Here is a 17,170-nt window from a genome sequence, read left to right on the forward strand (position 1 = left end):
TCATTCCTTACAAGTTAAAGTTCGACGCCATTTACAGAGAGTTTTACATCAATATTTCCTTTAACCGCATTTGAATATGGACAAACTTGATGCGCTGTTTTTACTTGACCATTACGTCCAGCCAAAGCCGTTGCTTTTGTTGTATACAATGTTGTCATGATGGTGCCCCTTTATTCTAAATTATATTTAACCTACAAAAATTGCCAGCAATTAGATTGCGCACAATTTAATTTCATTCAGTATATGTCGATTCTTAAATGAAATACAAGTATATTGTGCACAATCTATTTTTATTTAAAGAGGCATCAATGGAAAAACAAAACAAAACCCAAGATAAAAATAATATTGATTCCCCTCAATTATTACTTAAGAATCAAGTATGTTTCTCTTTATACAGCGCATCTAATGCCATGATCAGAGCCTATCGTCCATTGCTCAATGCATTGGATCTTACCTATCCTCAATATCTCGCAATGATGGTTATTTGGGAAAAAAATGGCATTAATGTAAAAGATCTAGGACATGATCTACACCTTGACTCTGGCACCCTAACCCCTTTACTTAAGCGATTAGAATCAAAAGGGATAGTCACAAGAGAGCGCAGCAAAGAAGACGAACGCATCCGTTTGGTTTTCCTTACAAAACAAGGTATTGAACTAAAAAATAAAGCCCTATCTGTACCTAATGGTATTTTTTGTAAAAGCCAATTACAGCTTGAAGAACTGCAACAGTTAAAAGCGACCTGTGAAAAGCTATTAGCAAATCTAGAAAAATAAGTTATTTATTTTCTTAAAGATAAGGTGACACTTATCACGTTATTATCAGTATTTTTGTCAATAACCTTTCATATAAAGCATTGATTTTTGATCATCTAGGAGTAAACTGCGCGCCACAGATGTACATAACTAGAGAAAAACATGAAAAAAATCACAATTGCGCTTGCATTACTTATTTCATTAACTGGCTGTCAGGCAACTCAACGCCAAAACGCAACAACTGGTGAGTCTGAAACAAACTCAGCAACTAAAGGCGTTCTTGCTGGTGCACTTGCAGGTGTTGCAATTGGCCTTGCAACAGGTGATAACGCAAAAGAGCGTCGTAAAAACGCATTAATTGGTGCTGCTGCAGGTGGTGCTGTGGGTGGTGGTGTTGGTTACTACTTCGACCAACAAGAAAAGGCACTACGTAATGAGCTTAAGAGCTCTGGTGTTCAAGTTGAACGTGTAGGCAAAAACGAGCTTAAACTCGTAATGGACAACGGTATTGGTTTCCAATCTAGCTCATACCAATTAGATGCTAGCATCTACAACACACTAAACGGTGTTGCGCGTATCCTTGTAGAATACCCAGATACAGCTCTTCAAATTGATGGTCATACTGACAGTTCAGGTAACGCAACTAAAAACCAAACACTATCAGAGCAACGTGCAGATTCAGTACGTACTTACTTAATTAAGCAAGACGTTGCTGCTGGTCGAGTTAATGCTCGTGGCTACGGTGCTCGTTACCCTGTTTGTGATAACTCTACAAAACAAGGCCGTGCTTGTAACCGTCGTGTAGAAATCACAATTTTACCGCTTAAATAAGTTAATTCACGCATCGTTAGCCGTGAATTTAACCAAAATAGAAAATAACTGTATATAAAAACAGTTATTCTCTTGTTTTCATGATTCGTTTGTATAGAATCAAAAATCCCCCACGATATTGCTATCAAGGGGGATTTTTATTTTATCCATCGAACATGCTAACTATTACTGAACAGCATCTTCAATTTTTTCAATCACAAGATCTTTTCCATCAACCAAAGTATCTTGTACTTGCTCAAAGGCATCTGAATCCATAACACTTTGAACTTCATCGCCGTAATTCATTCCAATATAGATACCTAACACGATGAACAGTAATGCAAATATTTTAAACATAATTTCTTATCTCAATTAATCAGCCTTCATATTACAAAAGAATTCTTAGAAAACCTATGGCAAATTTCAGCACACATTTAAATGTCGCCGCATTAACATCAGGTGCCGCCTCTGCAGCACTACTTTCTGCTAACCATATCGATCTTGATACCGCATTATGGCTTTGGTTTTTAGGTACCATTGGTGGCCTGCTGCCTGATATTGACTCAGACAATTCAACCTCTCTCGATATTATTTTTAACCTTTTTACTGTGTGTATTGTTTTACTCAGTATTCGCTACTTTACGAGTGATGCCATTAATGAAAGGCAGTTTATGCTTTTAATTGGTTTACCTGTTGTAATACACCTAATTATAAAATATGGGATCCGAAACGTATTCGAGTGGCAAACGATTCATAGAGGCATATGTCATTCATTGTTATTTTTGCTCTTTTGCGGCTTACTAACCACAAACACAACCGCTTTTATTATCAATGACAAATTTAAAAATGCGGATCTATTTGCTTGGTTATCCGGCATCTTTGTATTCTGTGGTGGTGTCATTCATCTTCTATTAGACGAAATATACAGTGTTGATTTAGCAAATGTTCGTATTAAACGCTCATTTGGTTCAGCATTAAAACTGACTGATTTTTCAAACTTATCGCTATCTGCAATATTCGTAATTGCTACGGTGATTTTAGCTTTTTTAGCACCTCCAATTGATTCAAGTATTGAAGCATTAAGTAATTGGGATACCTTTAAATTATGGTAATAAAAAAGCACAAGATCTCATCAATCTTGTGCTTGTATGTATTAATTTACGTATCGATTAAAGTGTAAAACGCTCAACTAATTCTGACAGTTCGTTGGCTTTTTGGTTTAACACAATACCACCAGATCGGTTTTGACTCGCTAAATCTGCTGATTCTGAGCTCTGATCGGATACCGACACAATACGCTCTGAGATTTCTTGACCAACCAAGCTTTGCTCTTGGGTCGCTGTCGCTATTAATGAGTTCATTTCCATGATCGTATTAACAGACACTAAAATTTGGCTTAACGATTCAGATGCAGCAACCGCTTTAGTTACCGTCAATGTACTGAAATTTTTACTTGCCGCCATCACTTGTACTGCCGAATCAGAACCTGACTTAAGCGCTTCAATTCGTTGGTGAATTTGTGCTGTACTCTCTTGAGTGCGACTTGCTAGCTTACGTACTTCGTCAGCAACAACGGCAAAACCACGCCCTTGCTCACCCGCCCTTGCCGCTTCAATGGCCGCATTAAGAGCCAGCAAGTTAGTTTGTTCAGCAATATCTTGAATAACGGATAACGTACTTGCGATATTTTGTACATCACCTTCTAGTTTTGAAATAACATCACTTGCTTCATCTAATTCTGCAGCTAGCGTCTTCACTGATTCTGATGCTTCATTTACCGTTTGCATTGCAACTTGTGCATTATTATCAGCATCTTGAGCTGAACTAGCGGCTTGCTCAGCATTAGCAGAGATCTCATGAGAAGACGTCGTTAACTCTGTCATCGCTGTTGCAATTTGCTCAGTTTCAGAACGCTGATTTGTCACAACAGCATTAACTTGCGCTGAACGCTCTGACATTCGAGTAGTTTCAGCGACAACATCTTGACTCACTAGTGATACATTACTAATGATTTGATGTAGAGAATTAACGAATAAGTTAAAATTATGACTCAATTGATTAAACTCAGGAACGGTAAACTCAGGCATTCTTGCCGTTAAATCTGCATCACCCGAAGCAAATGAACGAATCGATTCATCAAATTTTTGAATTGGAGCCATAATGCTTCTGTTGATATAGAAGCCGATCATTGCAACAACAGCCACAATAACTAATGTGAACAACACAATCGCTTTCATGCTTTGTGCAAGCTGCTCATCACTAAGCGCTTTCATATCCGCAATAACGGCATCAACATCATCAGTATAAAAACCAGTACCTACAATCAAATCCCATGTTGAAAAATAAACACTGTAAGCCAGTTTAGGTAAAGCAACAGTTTCATTTAATTTAGGGTAGTAATATGTTGAATATCCAGACTTATTTTTAGCGGCAGTAATAATATCTTGGATTAAATAGTTGCCTCTTTTGTCTTTCGCATTCCACATATTGTTACCAATATCATTGGTATTACCTTGTAAAATTCGTACACCATTGGATTGAAAGCCAAATAAATAACCTGTATCAGCAAATTGAATCGGTTTTAGTGTTTCAAGCACTTCATCTATGGATTTCCCTTGTTTTTCAAGGTGTTCTAATTCTGATGAAACAATATCTAAATACGATTTCAGTTCTACGCGCTTCATCTCCATCATTTGTGTGCGCGTCATATCCATTTGTGCTTGGTTAAGCGCATTGGTTTCCTTGTATGTCATTAACATGATTAACAAAGAGGTTAAAACTATTGGTAATATTGCAAGCAAATACAATCTTGATTTTATTGATAAGTTCATAACTTTTCTCTCAGGTAGTTCCATCTACATCTTTATTAATAAGTTGCAGTAGATACATAATTATTATTTCATTTTATTATCAAGTTTCATGCCAATAATTCACAAGACTAATATAAGAACTTAATTATTTCACAATAGGGTTATATTTGTTATGAGGACCAATTGACCTTTTAAGTTTTAAACATAAAATACCAAAAGAATTTACGTTACTGAGTTAGACTTTTTGAGATTCACACTCTTACAATATCAACAAAAAACCATTGCTTCTTGGATGCTTTTATTAGTATCTATCGTTCTATGTGTTTGCTTATCTCAAAACCTAACTAGATCATATCCATGCCCTGTTACGCTACCAAGTGCAGAACTCAACGAGCAAGCCACAACCAATCAAAGTAATATCAGTAAAAAGTGCACAAGTAGTGAGCATCTTATTAAAGTTCATACTGCGTATTTTGATGTGGCTATTGTTATGTTTATCTTAGTGCTTGCAATTATTTCAGCAATTCAAAAACAAGTAGAAAAAATCTACCTTTTCACAGAACCTCACACATCTTATAGGGTACGGCGACATTTAGCTTTTTGTATTTTTCACGAGTAAGAATTCCGCAATAACTTATCTCTTTCATATAATTATTTTTGGAGTAATACCGTGTTTATCATTCAAAAAGTAAAATCGTTCAATCGACGTCAATTTATCATTTTAATAACTCTTTTCTTTCTATCGCTTTTTTCATTTTCTGCGATTGCTCAACCTACTAATGAAATACAATCAAATAATGTATTTAACATTATTGGTATCGCATTACTGGGAGGCTTAATCCTTAATATTATGCCTTGTGTACTGCCAGTTTTAGGTATGAAGTTGAGCAATATGCTCGCTCTGTCCTCCACAAATACCCAATCTATACGTTTACAATTTTTAGCTTCTGCCTCAGGAATATTGGTTTCATTTTGGTTACTCGCTTTTAGTGTACTTGTTTTAAGAATTACAGGAGGAATGATTGGTTGGGGTATTCAATATCAAAACCCACTATTTATAGGCTTTATGGCTATCACAACGGGTCTGTTTACTGCTAACCTTTTGGGATTATTCGAAATACAACTTTCGCATCGATTTTCAACGTTTATTGCCCAAAAAGGGGACAATTCAACACTCGGAAATTTTATACAAGGGATGTTTGCAACACTATTAGCAACACCATGTAGTGCTCCATTTTTAGGGACAGCTGTCGCTTTTGCTTTAGGTGCTAGCACATTAGAAATGCTATTAGTCTTTACTTTCTTAGGATTGGGCATGGCCTTGCCTTGGTTGTTCTTTGCTGTTTTTCCTCACTTAATTTCATATATGCCAAAACCAGGCCCATGGATGAACAAAAGCAAAATCGTTTTTGGTTTAATGATGCTGAGTTCAACATTTTGGTTATTGAGCTTGCTTTCGCCATTCATTGGAGTCTTATTAACAATAATTATAGCCTTACTTTTTAGTATTTATTTACTCTATAGCATTGCTCATATACATGGAAAAAATACGGTAATCGCAATTATTGCTGTCATTATTTTTTTAAGCAGTTCAATACTTATTATTGGCAGTATGACAACCAAGTATTGGGTCACTCCGACCGAAGATAACTTACGCTGGGAATCATTAAATGAGCATGCTATTGATGACTATGTACAACAAGGAAAAACCGTCTTTGTTAATGTCAGCGCTGACTGGTGTATTACTTGTAAAACCAATAAAATCGGTGTGATATTACAAAACCCTGTCTATCCTGCATTACAGAAAGAAAACGTAATTACCATGCAAGGAGACTGGACTCATCCAAGCCCTAAAATAACTGAGTATTTAAAAAGCCATCAACGATATGGAGTTCCTTTGACCGTTGTATATGGGCCTAATGCTCCGCAAGGTCTAATTCTTCCTGTTTTATTAGATGGCGATGAGGTCGTTCATGCACTTAATTACGTAAAAGACAACTCTAATCAATAACACGAGATAATAAAACCCAAATAGTTACATTAAAAAGTGAATCCCCCCTCAAAAAGCTGCTGTTTATTTCTAATCGCAGCTTTTTCTTTATATTTCATAACAAATCAACGATAAAATCGCCTTCGCTCCTTGTTTTTTATCGTAAACTAAATTGTTATACTTAACAGCACCCCATAAATAATGGCTAATGATCATGACAAATAAGAAAATGCCCTTCATCGCTGTTGCGATTCTCTTCATTTTTCTTTTTGTCTGTGTGTTTTTTTATCACGATATTGGATTTGAGTCCTCATCAGACATTGGTTTTGAAGGCTTAACCCTTATTCTGCTTACTTATATTTTTTTAACTACTTTTAACGTCTTCAAAAAGCATCCATTTCTTTTTTCTGGCTCTTGTCTGCTCTTATTTAATAAAAGTTATGACTTATTAACAGAATTTCCTCAGGTTGAATTTTATGCCGACCATTTTGAAGTTATAGATACTCTATTAGATGATGGTTCCTTATTTATTGCATTTTTACTCATTGCTATTGGCATTACTAAAATGATGCAGATATTAGCAAAACAAACCATGAAAGATGAACTAACTAATCTATATAATAGAAGGAAGCTGTCTGAAATAAAGTTAGCTGAGTTTGATCTTATTTATTTTGATTTAAATGATTTAAAAAAAGTGAATGACTTAAAAGGACATCAAGTTGGTGATTTAATGATCATTCGTTTTTCTCAAGCTCTTAGAAATGCATGCCTTGAACAAGAAATGGCTTTTCGTGTCGGAGGAGATGAATTTATCGTAACGACTCATAAAGGTCGTTCAAGCGCGTTTATTAAACACGTACATGAACAACTCTGTAATGAACAAATTTCTTTTGCTTATGGCATAAAAACATCGACTAAAGATGATTTAGAAAACGCGCTAATTTGTTCTGATAAACGCATGTATGATATGAAAGAAGAGCAAAAAAAAGAGCACCAAAAAAAGTGCTCTGATTCTATATAATTGGATTACGTTTTTAATTCTACGTCATCATTCATTAAACCCAACAATGCTTGGCTTGCTTGTTTTGGAGAAGAAGCATGACAAATTGCAGAAACCAAAGCGATCCCATCAACGCCTGTATCACCAACCTCTCGAATATTTGAGTCATTAATCCCACCAATGGCAACAAGTGGTAATTGACTTTCTTTTACCGCAAAAGCCAACCCCTGAATTCCCCATTCTTTAATTATATTAGTCTTAGTTGGTGTCGAAAATATCGCGCTAATACCAAGATAATCAACAGGTAGTTCTTGGGCTTTACGCAGTTGTGTTTCATTCTCAACAGATAACCCTAGAATCATATCAGGGCCTATCAATTGACGGGCTATTTGTGCTGGCATATCAGATTGGCCTAAATGAACGCCATCCGCTTGAACTGCCAATGCCACATCAACACGATCGTTTATGATTAGTGGTACACCACTATCTTTTAGTATTTCTTTTATCGCTAAAGAACGTTGAATAAAAGCACGTACATCGCCATGTTTCTCACGAACTTGTACCATGGTGACACCACCTTTTACCGCCTCAGCAACAACATGGCACAATGTATCAATATCTTGTTTTTCATCTGTCACTAAATACAATGTATACGGATTATTCATACTATAAAACCTAAGCATTAACCGTTAATTTCAAACGACGAGTGAGTGTTTCTTCATCTAACTGATAGAGCGTATCTAATAGGTTCATTTGCAAACTACCCGGGCCAGCTGATTGCTCTGCTGCAATCTCTCCCGCAACCCCTAAAACAGCAGTTGCAACAACACCAGACTCATCACCGATTGCAGCAAAGGCACCGGTTAACGCAGTGTGCGTACAACCCATACCTGTAACAAACGGCATCATTGCATGACCATTATTCAGTTTGTATTGTGCATCTTGAGTTACGATGTAGTCTGTCTCACCAGAAATTACCACACTACATTGATACTTTTGTGCAACGTAACACGCCGCTCCCACAGCCGAATCACTACTATCTAATGCATCGACCCCTTTACTTTGTGCATTTTCACCAGCGAGAGCGATAACTTCAGACGCATTAGCACGAATAATTAACTTATTTGCAGTTTCAGCTATTTGACGAGCAACTTGTGTTCGTAACTGGCTAGCACCACAACCGACAGGATCAAGAACCACGACTTTATTATTTAAATTAGCCTGCTCAACAGCAAAATGCATACGTGGTGTCCATACACTATCTAGTGTTCCAATGTTAATAACTAGCGCACCAGAGAAACTCATCATCTCTGCCATTTCTTGCTGACTATGTGCCATGATAGGTGATGCACCTAATGCTAACAAAGCATTCGCTGTATTATTCATCACAACGTAATTAGTAATATTAACAACTAGCGGTTTTTTCTCACGCAATAAAGCCAAGCATTCTACAATGTATTGTATGTTCATGATTGTCACTACCCTCTTTCCTATTCTTATTAATACACGCTTTATGCGTCATCCAACCCTTGCTGCCAAAATGCCACTTCCATACGAGTTGCCGTTTTAAAAATATGACATAAACGCTGTCCACGCTGGCTTTCTAACTCAATATCATTCAGTAGGATATCTAATTGCTTAACACTTTTTTCGACACCTTTTTGAAACTCTTCTCCACCATACATTTTTATCCAATTCGCGTAAGGGTTCCCCTCTAATACGGTAGATTCACTCGCTAATAATTGCGCACCAATAACAGCATAACCAATAGAACACGGTGCTAGCGCTGTATAGAGATCAATCACATCTCCTGACATTCCGGTATCAAGGACAAAACGTGTATATGCAACGGTACCAAAGGCTTCTGGTTCTGCCTCCATCTCTGGCTCTGAAATCCCCCATTCGCCACAATAAGTGACATGATGTGCAATTTCAGAATCTAATAATGCTTGAACACTAGGTAAAGCCATTCGCATTTCCGCTAACGTCCTCGCCTTATAAATCGCGAGTGCATAAGCTCTGGTGTATTGCTTCAAGAATAAAAAATCTTGTTTTAAATAATGTAAAAATGATGAATGTGCTAATTCACCAAGTGCTAATTGCTGAACAAAATTATGTTCCGTGTATTCATTCCATTCGCTTTGACACGCTTGAATCAAGTCTTGATGGTTCATATTTCCTCCATAGAATTTTATAGAACAGGAACAAAATCTTGTGCTTTTGGTTGTGTTTTTATCATTTGATGTCGATACATGAAGTCAGAAAATCGGTCATAACGCTGCAAATCTACCGCAGATGGACGCAATGCAAAACGAGTTAGTGTGTCATTCCATGCGCGTTTATTTAATTCATTATTTAATGTATCTGGCGCATAAGAAATAAAGGTCTTCCATGATTCTTCAGGGTGATTCACAATAAATTGCGTTGCTTTTTCGATAGCGTGGTTAAACTTCTTTAATGCATCTGCATCGTAAGTTTTAGCATTCGCAACAAAAACAAGCTCATCATACGATGGGACACCGTGCTCTTCTGGGAAGAACGATTTCGCTTTATACCCTTCCAACGCCAGCTGGTTAGTTTCGAAATTACGTAATCCCCCCCAAATTGCATCTACTTTACCTGATGCTAATGACGAAGAGAGAGCCCAACCAACATTGATAATATTGACGTCCGAAAAATTCACATTTTCTGTTTTTAACATGGTTCCAATTGTGGCTTCTTCATTGCCAGCAATCGCAATACCAATTTTCTTACCTTTCAAATCAGCCAATGAATTAATTTTTCCATTATCAAGTACCATCAAGGTATTCAGAGGGGTTGCAATCAAGGTAGCTGAGCGAATCAACGGTAAACCAGCAGCAACATCAATGGTTAAACTGGTTTGATACGAAATCGCCAGATCGATATTATTTGCAGCAACCAATTTGGCTGGCATACTTGGATCCGCTGGTTCTTGAATCGTAATATTCAAGCCTTCTTCTTTAAAATAGCCCTTTTGTTGTGCCACCACTACTGGCCCATGATTTGGGTTTACAAACCAATCCAACATTAATGTTATGGTTTTATCTTCAGCACTTACTATCATGGAATAGCTAGAAAGGATCAGAGTCATAGCGCCTTTAATTAGTACCTTCTTCATTTTTCATTGAGTCCTTTTACTTATACATTATTTATCGTGTTGCCACGGTATGAGTTTTTTAATTAATGCGTCTGCTAAAAAATACAAACTGACAGATAACCCCGCGAGAATAAATAACGCAGCAAACATTTCATCTATCATCATTCGAGCATTTGCTTGCAGCATTAAATAGCCCACCCCCTTACTTGAGCCGACCCATTCCCCAACGACAGCTCCAATAGGTGCGACAACAACAGCAACACGAATACCTGAAGCCAATGTTGGTAAAGCCGCAGGAAGACGAACGTATTTGAGGGTTTCCCACTTAGAGGCTCCCATGGTGTGAGCTAAATCAAGATAACCTGTCGGGGTATTACGTAAGCCGTCATAGCAGCAGGTAGTAACAGGGAAAAAAATAATTAATGCAGCCATCACCACTTTTGACGCAATACCGTAACCCAACCAAAGCATCAAAATAGGTGCAATAGCAAAAACAGGGACCGCTTGACTGGCTATTAATATGGGTAATAGCCAGCGTCTAAGTGGATCAAATAACAACATTTGTAAAGCGAACAATAATCCCATGGATAGCCCTAAACCAAGACCAAGTAAGATCTCTTGAGCTGTTATCCATGAATGCTCAAGCAACACGTCGTATCTTTCTATTAATTGAGAAAATACACTAAATGGACTAGGTAAAATGAAACTAGGTAAAGCAAAAGCCATCACAATAAATTGCCATAACCCCAAAATAACAATCGCACTAATTACATTCCTTATCATAGCGCTGATGCTTTTTTGTAATGGTTTTTCTTTTACCTGATTTGGCGTTGGTGAGCGTTGCTTTATAAGAATAAATTTAGACATAATCGACCTCTAAAGAATCAATTATTTGTTGCTGAAGAACCGCCAGTTCTGCATTGATTTTTCTAGGTATCGGCGTATTTGGAACCGTTAAAGAAATGGTAGAAGCGGGTTGACCTTTCATTATATAAACCCTATCACTCAATCTTAATGCTTCTTGTGGATCATGAGTAATCAATAAAACAGTCTTATCTACTAATACTTGAGCTGCAAGATTTTGTAGACGATAACGTGTAACCGCATCTAGCGCAGAGAACGGTTCGTCCATCAGTACCAGCGGCTTATCTTGCATGAGTGTCCTAGCTAACGCCACCCGCTGACGCATTCCGCCAGATAACTGTGACGGCATACTTCTTTCAAAACCTTTTAAACCAACAAGCTCTAACAACTCAAATGCTCGATTCTTATCTTCTTTCCTATCCTCTGAAAACTTGCTAGCAAAACAAACATTATCAATAACATTTAGCCATGGCATTAATAAGTCTTGCTGCGCCATATAAGCAATCTTTCCTTCTATGCTTTCTGTCCCATCAATGTGGATATCACCTGACCATTCGACTTTATTTTTCAGTAATCCCGCTAAATAACGAAGAATAGACGTTTTACCGCAGCCACTTCTTCCAAGAATTGCAGTCCACTTCCCTTTAGGGATCGTCATCTTCAATCCTGAAATAATAGGACTCTGACTATCGGTATATCGTAAGGTACCATTAGAAATGATTACCCCAATGCCGTTATTCATCACGCAACTCTTTTACATTCAGCGCAAAAAAATGATTAACAGGCCCATGCCCCTGACCAATATTCAAGTCATCCGCATGAGTAATTGCCTGAGTAATGTATTGCTTACCTAATTTCACAGCGGTTTGTAATTCATGACCTTGAGCTAAATACGAAGCAATCGCAGAAGATAAAGTACAACCCGTTCCATGAGTATTGCGAGTTTCAATACGTGCCGTTGATAAACGCTCAACGGTATCAGAAAGAATAAGTAAATCGGTACTATTGGTATCCTCTTCGAGATGCCCGCCTTTCAATAAAACCGACTTAGCACCTAATTGACGAAGTTGATTGATCATTGCAGTCATTTCGACTTCATTTTTTGGCACTTTTGCATTAATTAATGCTGCCGCTTCTGGGAGGTTCGGAGTGATTACATCAGCAAGAGGAAGTAGTTCGGACTTAAGGCTATCAATTGCAGATGCTTGAAGAAGTAAATCTCCACTAGTTGCTACCATAACAGGGTCAACCACTAGGAATTGAGGTCCATATTGTTTAATTTTTTTAGCTACAGAATGAATAATATCTGAGTCACTCAACATTCCAATTTTAACGGCAATCACATTTAAATCAGAAAAAACGGCATCAAGTTGTTGTTCAACAAATTCACCACTAATTGGATAAATTCCTGTTACCCCTTGAGTATTTTGAGCCGTTAATGCAGTAAGAACAGAACAGGAATAACCCCCTGTAGCTGAAATAGCTTTAATATCGGCTTGAATACCGGCACCACCACCACTATCAGATCCAGCAATGGTTAATACAATAGGAGTTGCTGCTAATTTATTTAGAATGGATGATTTAGAAGACGTTATTTCTGTGAAGGTAGACATGTTAATTTCCCTAACTGACGTTTAGGAAAAACAGTCAAATGAGATCACTCCTACGTATAAGCGTAAGCTCTCATCAAAAGAAACGGATCTAAAAAGATCGTGTCAAAAGGACCATTAGTTCCCTACGTCAGTACTAACTGAATCAGGTTCAACGGGTTCGCTATTGCGATCTCAGCCTATTGGCTCCCCGACTAATGACGTCATACTATCATTAATTGATTTGTAAATAGTATGATTTTTTCTGAAGATGTTAATTAGTTTTAATTTTGAGTACCTAGCTTTGATGCCAGCTGAGTAACTATCGTTTTACGCATATCTGATAATTTAGGTGCTTCATCATTAATCCAAGGCAATGGACGCATCAAATTCATGGTTTTTAAACCAAAACGAGCCGTGATTAAACCAATACCTAAACCTTGAGCTGCACGAGTTGATAATTTTCCTGCTAAACCAGTAGAAAGCATATCGACACCAACATCCGTTGCTATTTCCGTTGCTCCAGCAAAAGCCATATTTTGTAGAACCATTTTAAACAAGCGCAAGCGACCCAAGTAGCCTAATTCAACCCCATAAACTTCTGATACTTGTTCTATTAATCGGATATTACGCCATGCAACTAATAACATATCGACGACAGCTAAAGGGCTTAATGCAACCATTAGAGCAGATTCACCAGCATGCTTACTTATTAACGCTTTTGCTCGTTTATCTTGAACAGAGATGACCATGCTGTCATACATTTCAAATACTTCAGCATTGCTGTGATGTGGTTCAATACTGTTCTGCCAACGAGTATATTCAATAGGGTTAAGTTTCAAGTTTTTTCTAGCCAAACCTTCACAAAACACCTTTGCTTGCCCTATGCCATTACCATCAATCAATTCTGTAACTTGTTCTTGAAGCTCTGCACGATCTTTTAACTTACGAAGTGTCAGTAACTCTCGACCAATTGCCGTCACACCCAGTAATGCTGCAAAACTGATTAATCCAGCCCATCCTAATGAAAGAAAATCTGCCGATTGAATTGCAGTAATGACATGATCAATACTCTGCCAAAGCGTTAAACCTAAAAAACCAATAACCAGAGTTTTAATACTCCAATGTGTTCTCTTTTTTATCAATGACATTTCTATATCAGAGCTATCTGACTCCTCTTCATCCTCAGTTTTCTGAGGAATAAATGTCACATTATCATTAAACAATTTTTGAGTGTTCAGCGATTCAATTACATCTTGTTGTTTTAGTTCCTGCGATTGAAAAACACGCTGTTTTTTTAACTCACTCATATCAATTTATCTCCCAATAAGAACTGTATCGCTTTATCCATTCGAATATGCTGTAACGGTTTATCATTCTCATTTTTTAATGGTTGAAAACTCATAAAATTAAATGGTTCTGTTTCCCAGTACGCTTTACTTGGTATACGTTTTGGTACTTCTCCAGGAAACATCATCATTGGTTGTTGAGCTGTATTTATTCCAGAAATTGCCGCAAAGATCTCACCATCTTCATCAATCATTCCCGCTGTTGTTGCTTGAATAGAAGCAATGCTCATGCACTCCATCTTAATTCCTTCATAAGCGGTTTCTTGCCATGTTTGATAAATCATTTGTTGAAGCAACGACACCATATTAGGGTGTTGTTCTGGAGTAACATGATCCGCTTTTGTTGCGGCAAATAATACCTTGTCTATTTTCGGTGAAAACAAACGCTTAAGTAATGAACTCTTGCCATATTGAAAACTATGCATTAATTGATCTATTGCTTGGCGCATATCATTAAATGAATTTTCCCCTGCATTTAATGGTTGTAAACAATCAACTAAAACAATCTGGCGATCAAAATGACGAAAATGATCGTTATAGAACTTTTTAACCACATTCTGTTGATAATGCTTATAACGTTGCTTGAGCACAGCAATATTTGACCCTTTCTTTGCTTTTGCCAACTCTTCTTCTGTGTATTTATGTAAAAACATAAACGGAAAAAATTGCAAAACTGGAGCACCCGCAAGTTCCCCTGGTAAAACAAAGCGGCCGGGTTGTACCCAGTGCAGTCCTTTTTCATCTTTACAAGTATGCAAATAATCAGTAAATGCATCAGCAATACATGCCAATTGTTTTTCATCAACAGGTGCCAGAGGATCTAACTGTTTCGCTTCTTGTAACCACGTCTCTGAAAGCACTTTTCTATGCCCTGTTAAATTAGCTTGCTGTTGCTTTGACCATGCCAAATAATCCATATCCAACAACGGCAGATCTAATAACCACTCACCGGGATAATCAACAATATCCACAAACAGAGTTGCGCTGTCCTGAAAATGCTTAAGCACCCCAGACTTAGGTTTAAATTTGATAGCTAAACGTAGCTCACTAACGTCTCTTGTTGGTTCTGGCCAAGTTGGTGGATCAGATAACAGTGAATCCATTCCGTCGTCATAAGTAAAGCTTGGAATAGATAAGTTAGATTGCGGAACTCGTTTGGCTCCAATCAATCGCCCTTCACGACTCGCAGATAACAAGGGTAGCTTGTCACTTGTAGAGGCATGCAAGCATTGATTAACTAAAGAGGTGATAAATGCAGTCTTACCTGCACGAGAAAGTCCTGTGACAGCCAATTTCACATAGCGATCCATACTACGACTAACCCATCTGTTCATTTCTTTAGCTAATTTACTCATTTATTGTTCTCACTTTATTCATTTATACAAAGTGGAGTGTACAGAACCTAATCTGAACACTCCATGAACAAGGTATTACTTTGTTATAAATAAGGTTATAAGTTACGAAACTCTTTACGTACTTTATATTCAGAAGAAGTTACATAACCTTCCATACGACGAATTTTTTCTTCCATTCTCGCCATATCACGATCTACACGCTTAATCACCTCTGATGCAGATTGCCCAGCCTGCCATGGCTTGTTTTTTACGGTATGTTCACGACTTTCTTCTGCACGATAATACATTTCAATAGGCGCTTTATCTAAAAACAACATACCAGCAAAGTACGCAAGCATAACAAGAAATCCAGCACTGAATAGTGCGGCTGATACCACCAATATACGAACAATCCAAGGCTCGACACCAAAGTATTGAGCAATACCAGCGCAGACTCCTCCAATTTTTCCGTTTCGAGTATCTCTATATAGCTCTCTTGACATTAGCGCTCCCTCCAACTTGGGGACTCCGAATCTAGAATTTTCTCTAAAGTTTCAATACGTTTTTGCATTTTATCTGTACGTTCTGTCATTGACTTCAGTAACTGGCCGTCTTCGTATGACAAACCTTGTCCTGCTTTACCCTTATTTCGGTAATGCAAAAACAACCATAAAGGTGCAACAAAAATAAAAAATACAGCCAATGGGAAAGCAAAAAAGCTACTCATTGTTTTCTCCTAAATAATTATTAACTCTCTACCCATTCAGATAATTGTTGCTTAGGTAGAAGACTATGCGTCTTTCTTCATTTGTTCTTTTAGACGCTCAATTTCTTTATCAATTTCATCTTGCGCTTGCAGTTCAGCAAACTCTTGTTCTAATGAATTTGTTTTTCCAATAGAGTAACTGTCAGCTTTAGCATCTAACTCATCAATTCGGCGTTCATATTGCTCAAATTTAGCCATAGCACGTTCAGTCTTACCTGAATGCGTATGTGATTTAATGTCATTTCTATGTTGTGCTGTTTGTTGACGAATGACTAATGCTTGTTGTCTTGCTCTTGTTTCTGTCAGTTTAGTTTCTAACTCAATTAATTCTGCGCTCAGCTTCTCAATACTCTCTTCTACCAAAATAAATTCGGTTTTTAAGCTAGAAAGAATATCCTGAACTTTTTGTTTTTCAATTAATGCTGAACGTGCAAGATCTTCTCTTTGTTTAAGCAATGCCAAACTTGCTTTATCTTGCCAATCAGCAACTTGTGCTTCAATGGAGCTAATTTTGCGAGTTAACTCTTTTTTATCTGCCAACGCTTTTGCTGATGCTGTGCGTACCTCAACTAACGTATCTTCCATCTCTTGAATGATCAAACGGATCATTTTTTCTGGATTTTCAGCCTTATCCAATAAAGAAGTTACATTAGAATTAATGATATCTGCAAAACGTGAAAAAATACCCATAATTGAATCCTCACTAAATAAACGATTTTGCTTTTAATATAGCTATTACACAATGTATGCCACTTTTTCACTCCATAAAAATCAATGACTTATTT

Annotated in this window: 19 protein-coding genes, 1 pseudogene and 1 riboswitch; of the genes and pseudogenes, 5 read left to right on the top strand and 15 right to left on the bottom strand. The window is 37.3% G+C overall.

Annotated elements, in window-relative coordinates:
* Positions 1-14: 14 nt before the first annotated feature.
* A pseudogene (locus AVFI_RS20490) lies at positions 15-104 on the bottom strand (organic hydroperoxide resistance protein); the annotation flags it as partial.
* Between the two features lie 204 nt (positions 105-308).
* Here AVFI_RS20490 and AVFI_RS19790 point away from each other — a divergent pair.
* Positions 309-776 carry a MarR family winged helix-turn-helix transcriptional regulator gene (locus AVFI_RS19790; RefSeq protein WP_186809368.1) on the top strand — a complete coding sequence of 156 codons (468 nt, stop codon included), beginning with the start codon at positions 309-311 and terminating at the stop codon, positions 774-776.
* A gap of 141 nt (positions 777-917) precedes the next feature.
* A complete protein-coding gene (locus tag AVFI_RS19795) occupies positions 918-1,586 on the top strand; it encodes an OmpA family protein (RefSeq protein WP_005422307.1) in 669 nt (222 codons plus the stop codon).
* Positions 1,587-1,751: 165 nt separating this feature from the next.
* Here AVFI_RS19795 and AVFI_RS19800 read toward each other — a convergent pair whose 3' ends face one another.
* Entirely contained in the window at positions 1,752-1,922 is a 171-nt protein-coding gene (locus AVFI_RS19800) for a hypothetical protein (protein WP_017020289.1), read from the bottom strand.
* Between the two features lie 56 nt (positions 1,923-1,978).
* On the opposite strand from AVFI_RS19800, the gene AVFI_RS19805 reads away from it, so the two are divergent.
* Complete coding sequence (locus tag AVFI_RS19805; protein ID WP_011263211.1) at positions 1,979-2,677, top strand: metal-dependent hydrolase; 699 nt, start codon at positions 1,979-1,981, stop codon at positions 2,675-2,677.
* Between the two features lie 57 nt (positions 2,678-2,734).
* Here the strand turns inward: AVFI_RS19805 and AVFI_RS19810 are convergent, their stop codons facing one another.
* Positions 2,735-4,396: a methyl-accepting chemotaxis protein gene (locus AVFI_RS19810; protein WP_026029421.1), complete on the bottom strand. Its 1,662-nt coding sequence runs from the start codon at positions 4,394-4,396 to the stop codon at positions 2,735-2,737.
* A 649-nt stretch (positions 4,397-5,045) separates the two neighbouring features.
* Between AVFI_RS19810 and AVFI_RS19815 the strand changes: the two genes are divergently transcribed.
* Positions 5,046-6,386, top strand: a complete 1,341-nt coding sequence (locus AVFI_RS19815; RefSeq protein WP_235630790.1) for a protein-disulfide reductase DsbD family protein — start codon at positions 5,046-5,048, stop codon at positions 6,384-6,386.
* A gap of 193 nt (positions 6,387-6,579) precedes the next feature.
* Complete coding sequence (locus AVFI_RS19820; RefSeq protein ID WP_065597394.1) at positions 6,580-7,386, top strand: GGDEF domain-containing protein; 807 nt, start codon at positions 6,580-6,582, stop codon at positions 7,384-7,386.
* Between the two features lie 5 nt (positions 7,387-7,391).
* On the opposite strand, the gene thiE is transcribed toward AVFI_RS19820, so the two are convergent.
* The 12 genes from thiE to pspA form a co-directional block, all read right to left on the bottom strand.
* Complete coding sequence (thiE, locus tag AVFI_RS19825) at positions 7,392-8,030, bottom strand: thiamine phosphate synthase (RefSeq protein ID WP_012534811.1); 639 nt, start codon at positions 8,028-8,030, stop codon at positions 7,392-7,394.
* 10 nt (positions 8,031-8,040) lie between these two features.
* Positions 8,041-8,844 carry a hydroxyethylthiazole kinase gene (gene thiM / locus AVFI_RS19830; protein ID WP_017020295.1) on the bottom strand — a complete coding sequence of 268 codons (804 nt, stop codon included), beginning with the start codon at positions 8,842-8,844 and terminating at the stop codon, positions 8,041-8,043.
* A 32-nt stretch (positions 8,845-8,876) separates the two neighbouring features.
* Positions 8,877-9,539, bottom strand: a complete 663-nt coding sequence (tenA, locus tag AVFI_RS19835) for a thiaminase II (RefSeq protein ID WP_012535064.1) — start codon at positions 9,537-9,539, stop codon at positions 8,877-8,879.
* A 17-nt stretch (positions 9,540-9,556) separates the two neighbouring features.
* A complete protein-coding gene (locus AVFI_RS19840; RefSeq protein WP_054775507.1) occupies positions 9,557-10,504 on the bottom strand; it encodes an ABC transporter substrate-binding protein in 948 nt (315 codons plus the stop codon).
* Positions 10,505-10,531: 27 nt separating this feature from the next.
* On the bottom strand, positions 10,532-11,350 hold the full coding sequence (locus tag AVFI_RS19845; protein ID WP_188863490.1) for an ABC transporter permease: 819 nt from the start codon (positions 11,348-11,350) through the stop codon (positions 10,532-10,534).
* Positions 11,343-12,089, bottom strand: a complete 747-nt coding sequence (locus tag AVFI_RS19850) for an ABC transporter ATP-binding protein (RefSeq protein ID WP_054775505.1) — start codon at positions 12,087-12,089, stop codon at positions 11,343-11,345. Before AVFI_RS19850 ends, AVFI_RS19845 begins: the two co-directional genes overlap by 8 nt.
* Entirely contained in the window at positions 12,082-12,960 is an 879-nt protein-coding gene (gene thiD / locus AVFI_RS19855) for a bifunctional hydroxymethylpyrimidine kinase/phosphomethylpyrimidine kinase (protein WP_155662680.1), read from the bottom strand. The genes AVFI_RS19850 and thiD overlap by 8 nt, the downstream gene beginning before the upstream one ends.
* 102 nt (positions 12,961-13,062) lie before the next feature.
* A riboswitch (TPP riboswitch) is annotated at positions 13,063-13,160 on the bottom strand.
* A 60-nt stretch (positions 13,161-13,220) separates the two neighbouring features.
* On the bottom strand, positions 13,221-14,246 hold the full coding sequence (locus tag AVFI_RS19860; RefSeq protein WP_017020299.1) for a YcjF family protein: 1,026 nt from the start codon (positions 14,244-14,246) through the stop codon (positions 13,221-13,223).
* A complete protein-coding gene (locus AVFI_RS19865; RefSeq protein ID WP_188863492.1) occupies positions 14,243-15,640 on the bottom strand; it encodes a YcjX family GTP-binding protein in 1,398 nt (465 codons plus the stop codon). Before AVFI_RS19865 ends, AVFI_RS19860 begins: the two co-directional genes overlap by 4 nt.
* Before the next feature lie 95 nt (positions 15,641-15,735).
* A complete protein-coding gene (gene pspC, locus AVFI_RS19870; protein ID WP_012535604.1) occupies positions 15,736-16,122 on the bottom strand; it encodes an envelope stress response membrane protein PspC in 387 nt (128 codons plus the stop codon).
* Positions 16,122-16,346, bottom strand: coding sequence for an envelope stress response membrane protein PspB (gene pspB, locus AVFI_RS19875; RefSeq protein ID WP_012534860.1), 225 nt, complete (start codon positions 16,344-16,346; stop codon positions 16,122-16,124). The genes pspC and pspB overlap by 1 nt, the downstream gene beginning before the upstream one ends.
* Before the next feature lie 63 nt (positions 16,347-16,409).
* A complete protein-coding gene (gene pspA, locus AVFI_RS19880) occupies positions 16,410-17,075 on the bottom strand; it encodes a phage shock protein PspA (protein ID WP_188863493.1) in 666 nt (221 codons plus the stop codon).
* Between the last annotated feature and the right edge of the window lie 95 nt (positions 17,076-17,170).

This window comes from Aliivibrio fischeri ATCC 7744 = JCM 18803 = DSM 507, from assembly GCF_023983475.1.
Taxonomy (GTDB): domain Bacteria; phylum Pseudomonadota; class Gammaproteobacteria; order Enterobacterales; family Vibrionaceae; genus Aliivibrio; species Aliivibrio fischeri.

Coding starts and splice junctions, on each gene's coding strand:
- AVFI_RS19790 (WP_186809368.1), top strand. CDS start 309: ATGGAAAAACAAAACAAAACCCAAGATAAAAATAATATTGATTCCCCT.
- AVFI_RS19795 (WP_005422307.1), top strand. CDS start 918: ATGAAAAAAATCACAATTGCGCTTGCATTACTTATTTCATTAACTGGC.
- AVFI_RS19800 (WP_017020289.1), bottom strand. CDS start 1,922: ATGTTTAAAATATTTGCATTACTGTTCATCGTGTTAGGTATCTATATT.
- AVFI_RS19805 (WP_011263211.1), top strand. CDS start 1,979: ATGGCAAATTTCAGCACACATTTAAATGTCGCCGCATTAACATCAGGT.
- AVFI_RS19810 (WP_026029421.1), bottom strand. CDS start 4,396: ATGAACTTATCAATAAAATCAAGATTGTATTTGCTTGCAATATTACCA.
- AVFI_RS19820 (WP_065597394.1), top strand. CDS start 6,580: ATGACAAATAAGAAAATGCCCTTCATCGCTGTTGCGATTCTCTTCATT.
- thiE (WP_012534811.1), bottom strand. CDS start 8,030: ATGAATAATCCGTATACATTGTATTTAGTGACAGATGAAAAACAAGAT.
- tenA (WP_012535064.1), bottom strand. CDS start 9,539: ATGAACCATCAAGACTTGATTCAAGCGTGTCAAAGCGAATGGAATGAA.
- AVFI_RS19840 (WP_054775507.1), bottom strand. CDS start 10,504: ATGAAGAAGGTACTAATTAAAGGCGCTATGACTCTGATCCTTTCTAGC.
- AVFI_RS19845 (WP_188863490.1), bottom strand. CDS start 11,350: ATGTCTAAATTTATTCTTATAAAGCAACGCTCACCAACGCCAAATCAG.
- AVFI_RS19850 (WP_054775505.1), bottom strand. CDS start 12,089: ATGAATAACGGCATTGGGGTAATCATTTCTAATGGTACCTTACGATAT.
- thiD (WP_155662680.1), bottom strand. CDS start 12,960: ATGTCTACCTTCACAGAAATAACGTCTTCTAAATCATCCATTCTAAAT.
- AVFI_RS19860 (WP_017020299.1), bottom strand. CDS start 14,246: ATGAGTGAGTTAAAAAAACAGCGTGTTTTTCAATCGCAGGAACTAAAA.
- AVFI_RS19865 (WP_188863492.1), bottom strand. CDS start 15,640: ATGAGTAAATTAGCTAAAGAAATGAACAGATGGGTTAGTCGTAGTATG.
- pspC (WP_012535604.1), bottom strand. CDS start 16,122: ATGTCAAGAGAGCTATATAGAGATACTCGAAACGGAAAAATTGGAGGA.
- pspB (WP_012534860.1), bottom strand. CDS start 16,346: ATGAGTAGCTTTTTTGCTTTCCCATTGGCTGTATTTTTTATTTTTGTT.
- pspA (WP_188863493.1), bottom strand. CDS start 17,075: ATGGGTATTTTTTCACGTTTTGCAGATATCATTAATTCTAATGTAACT.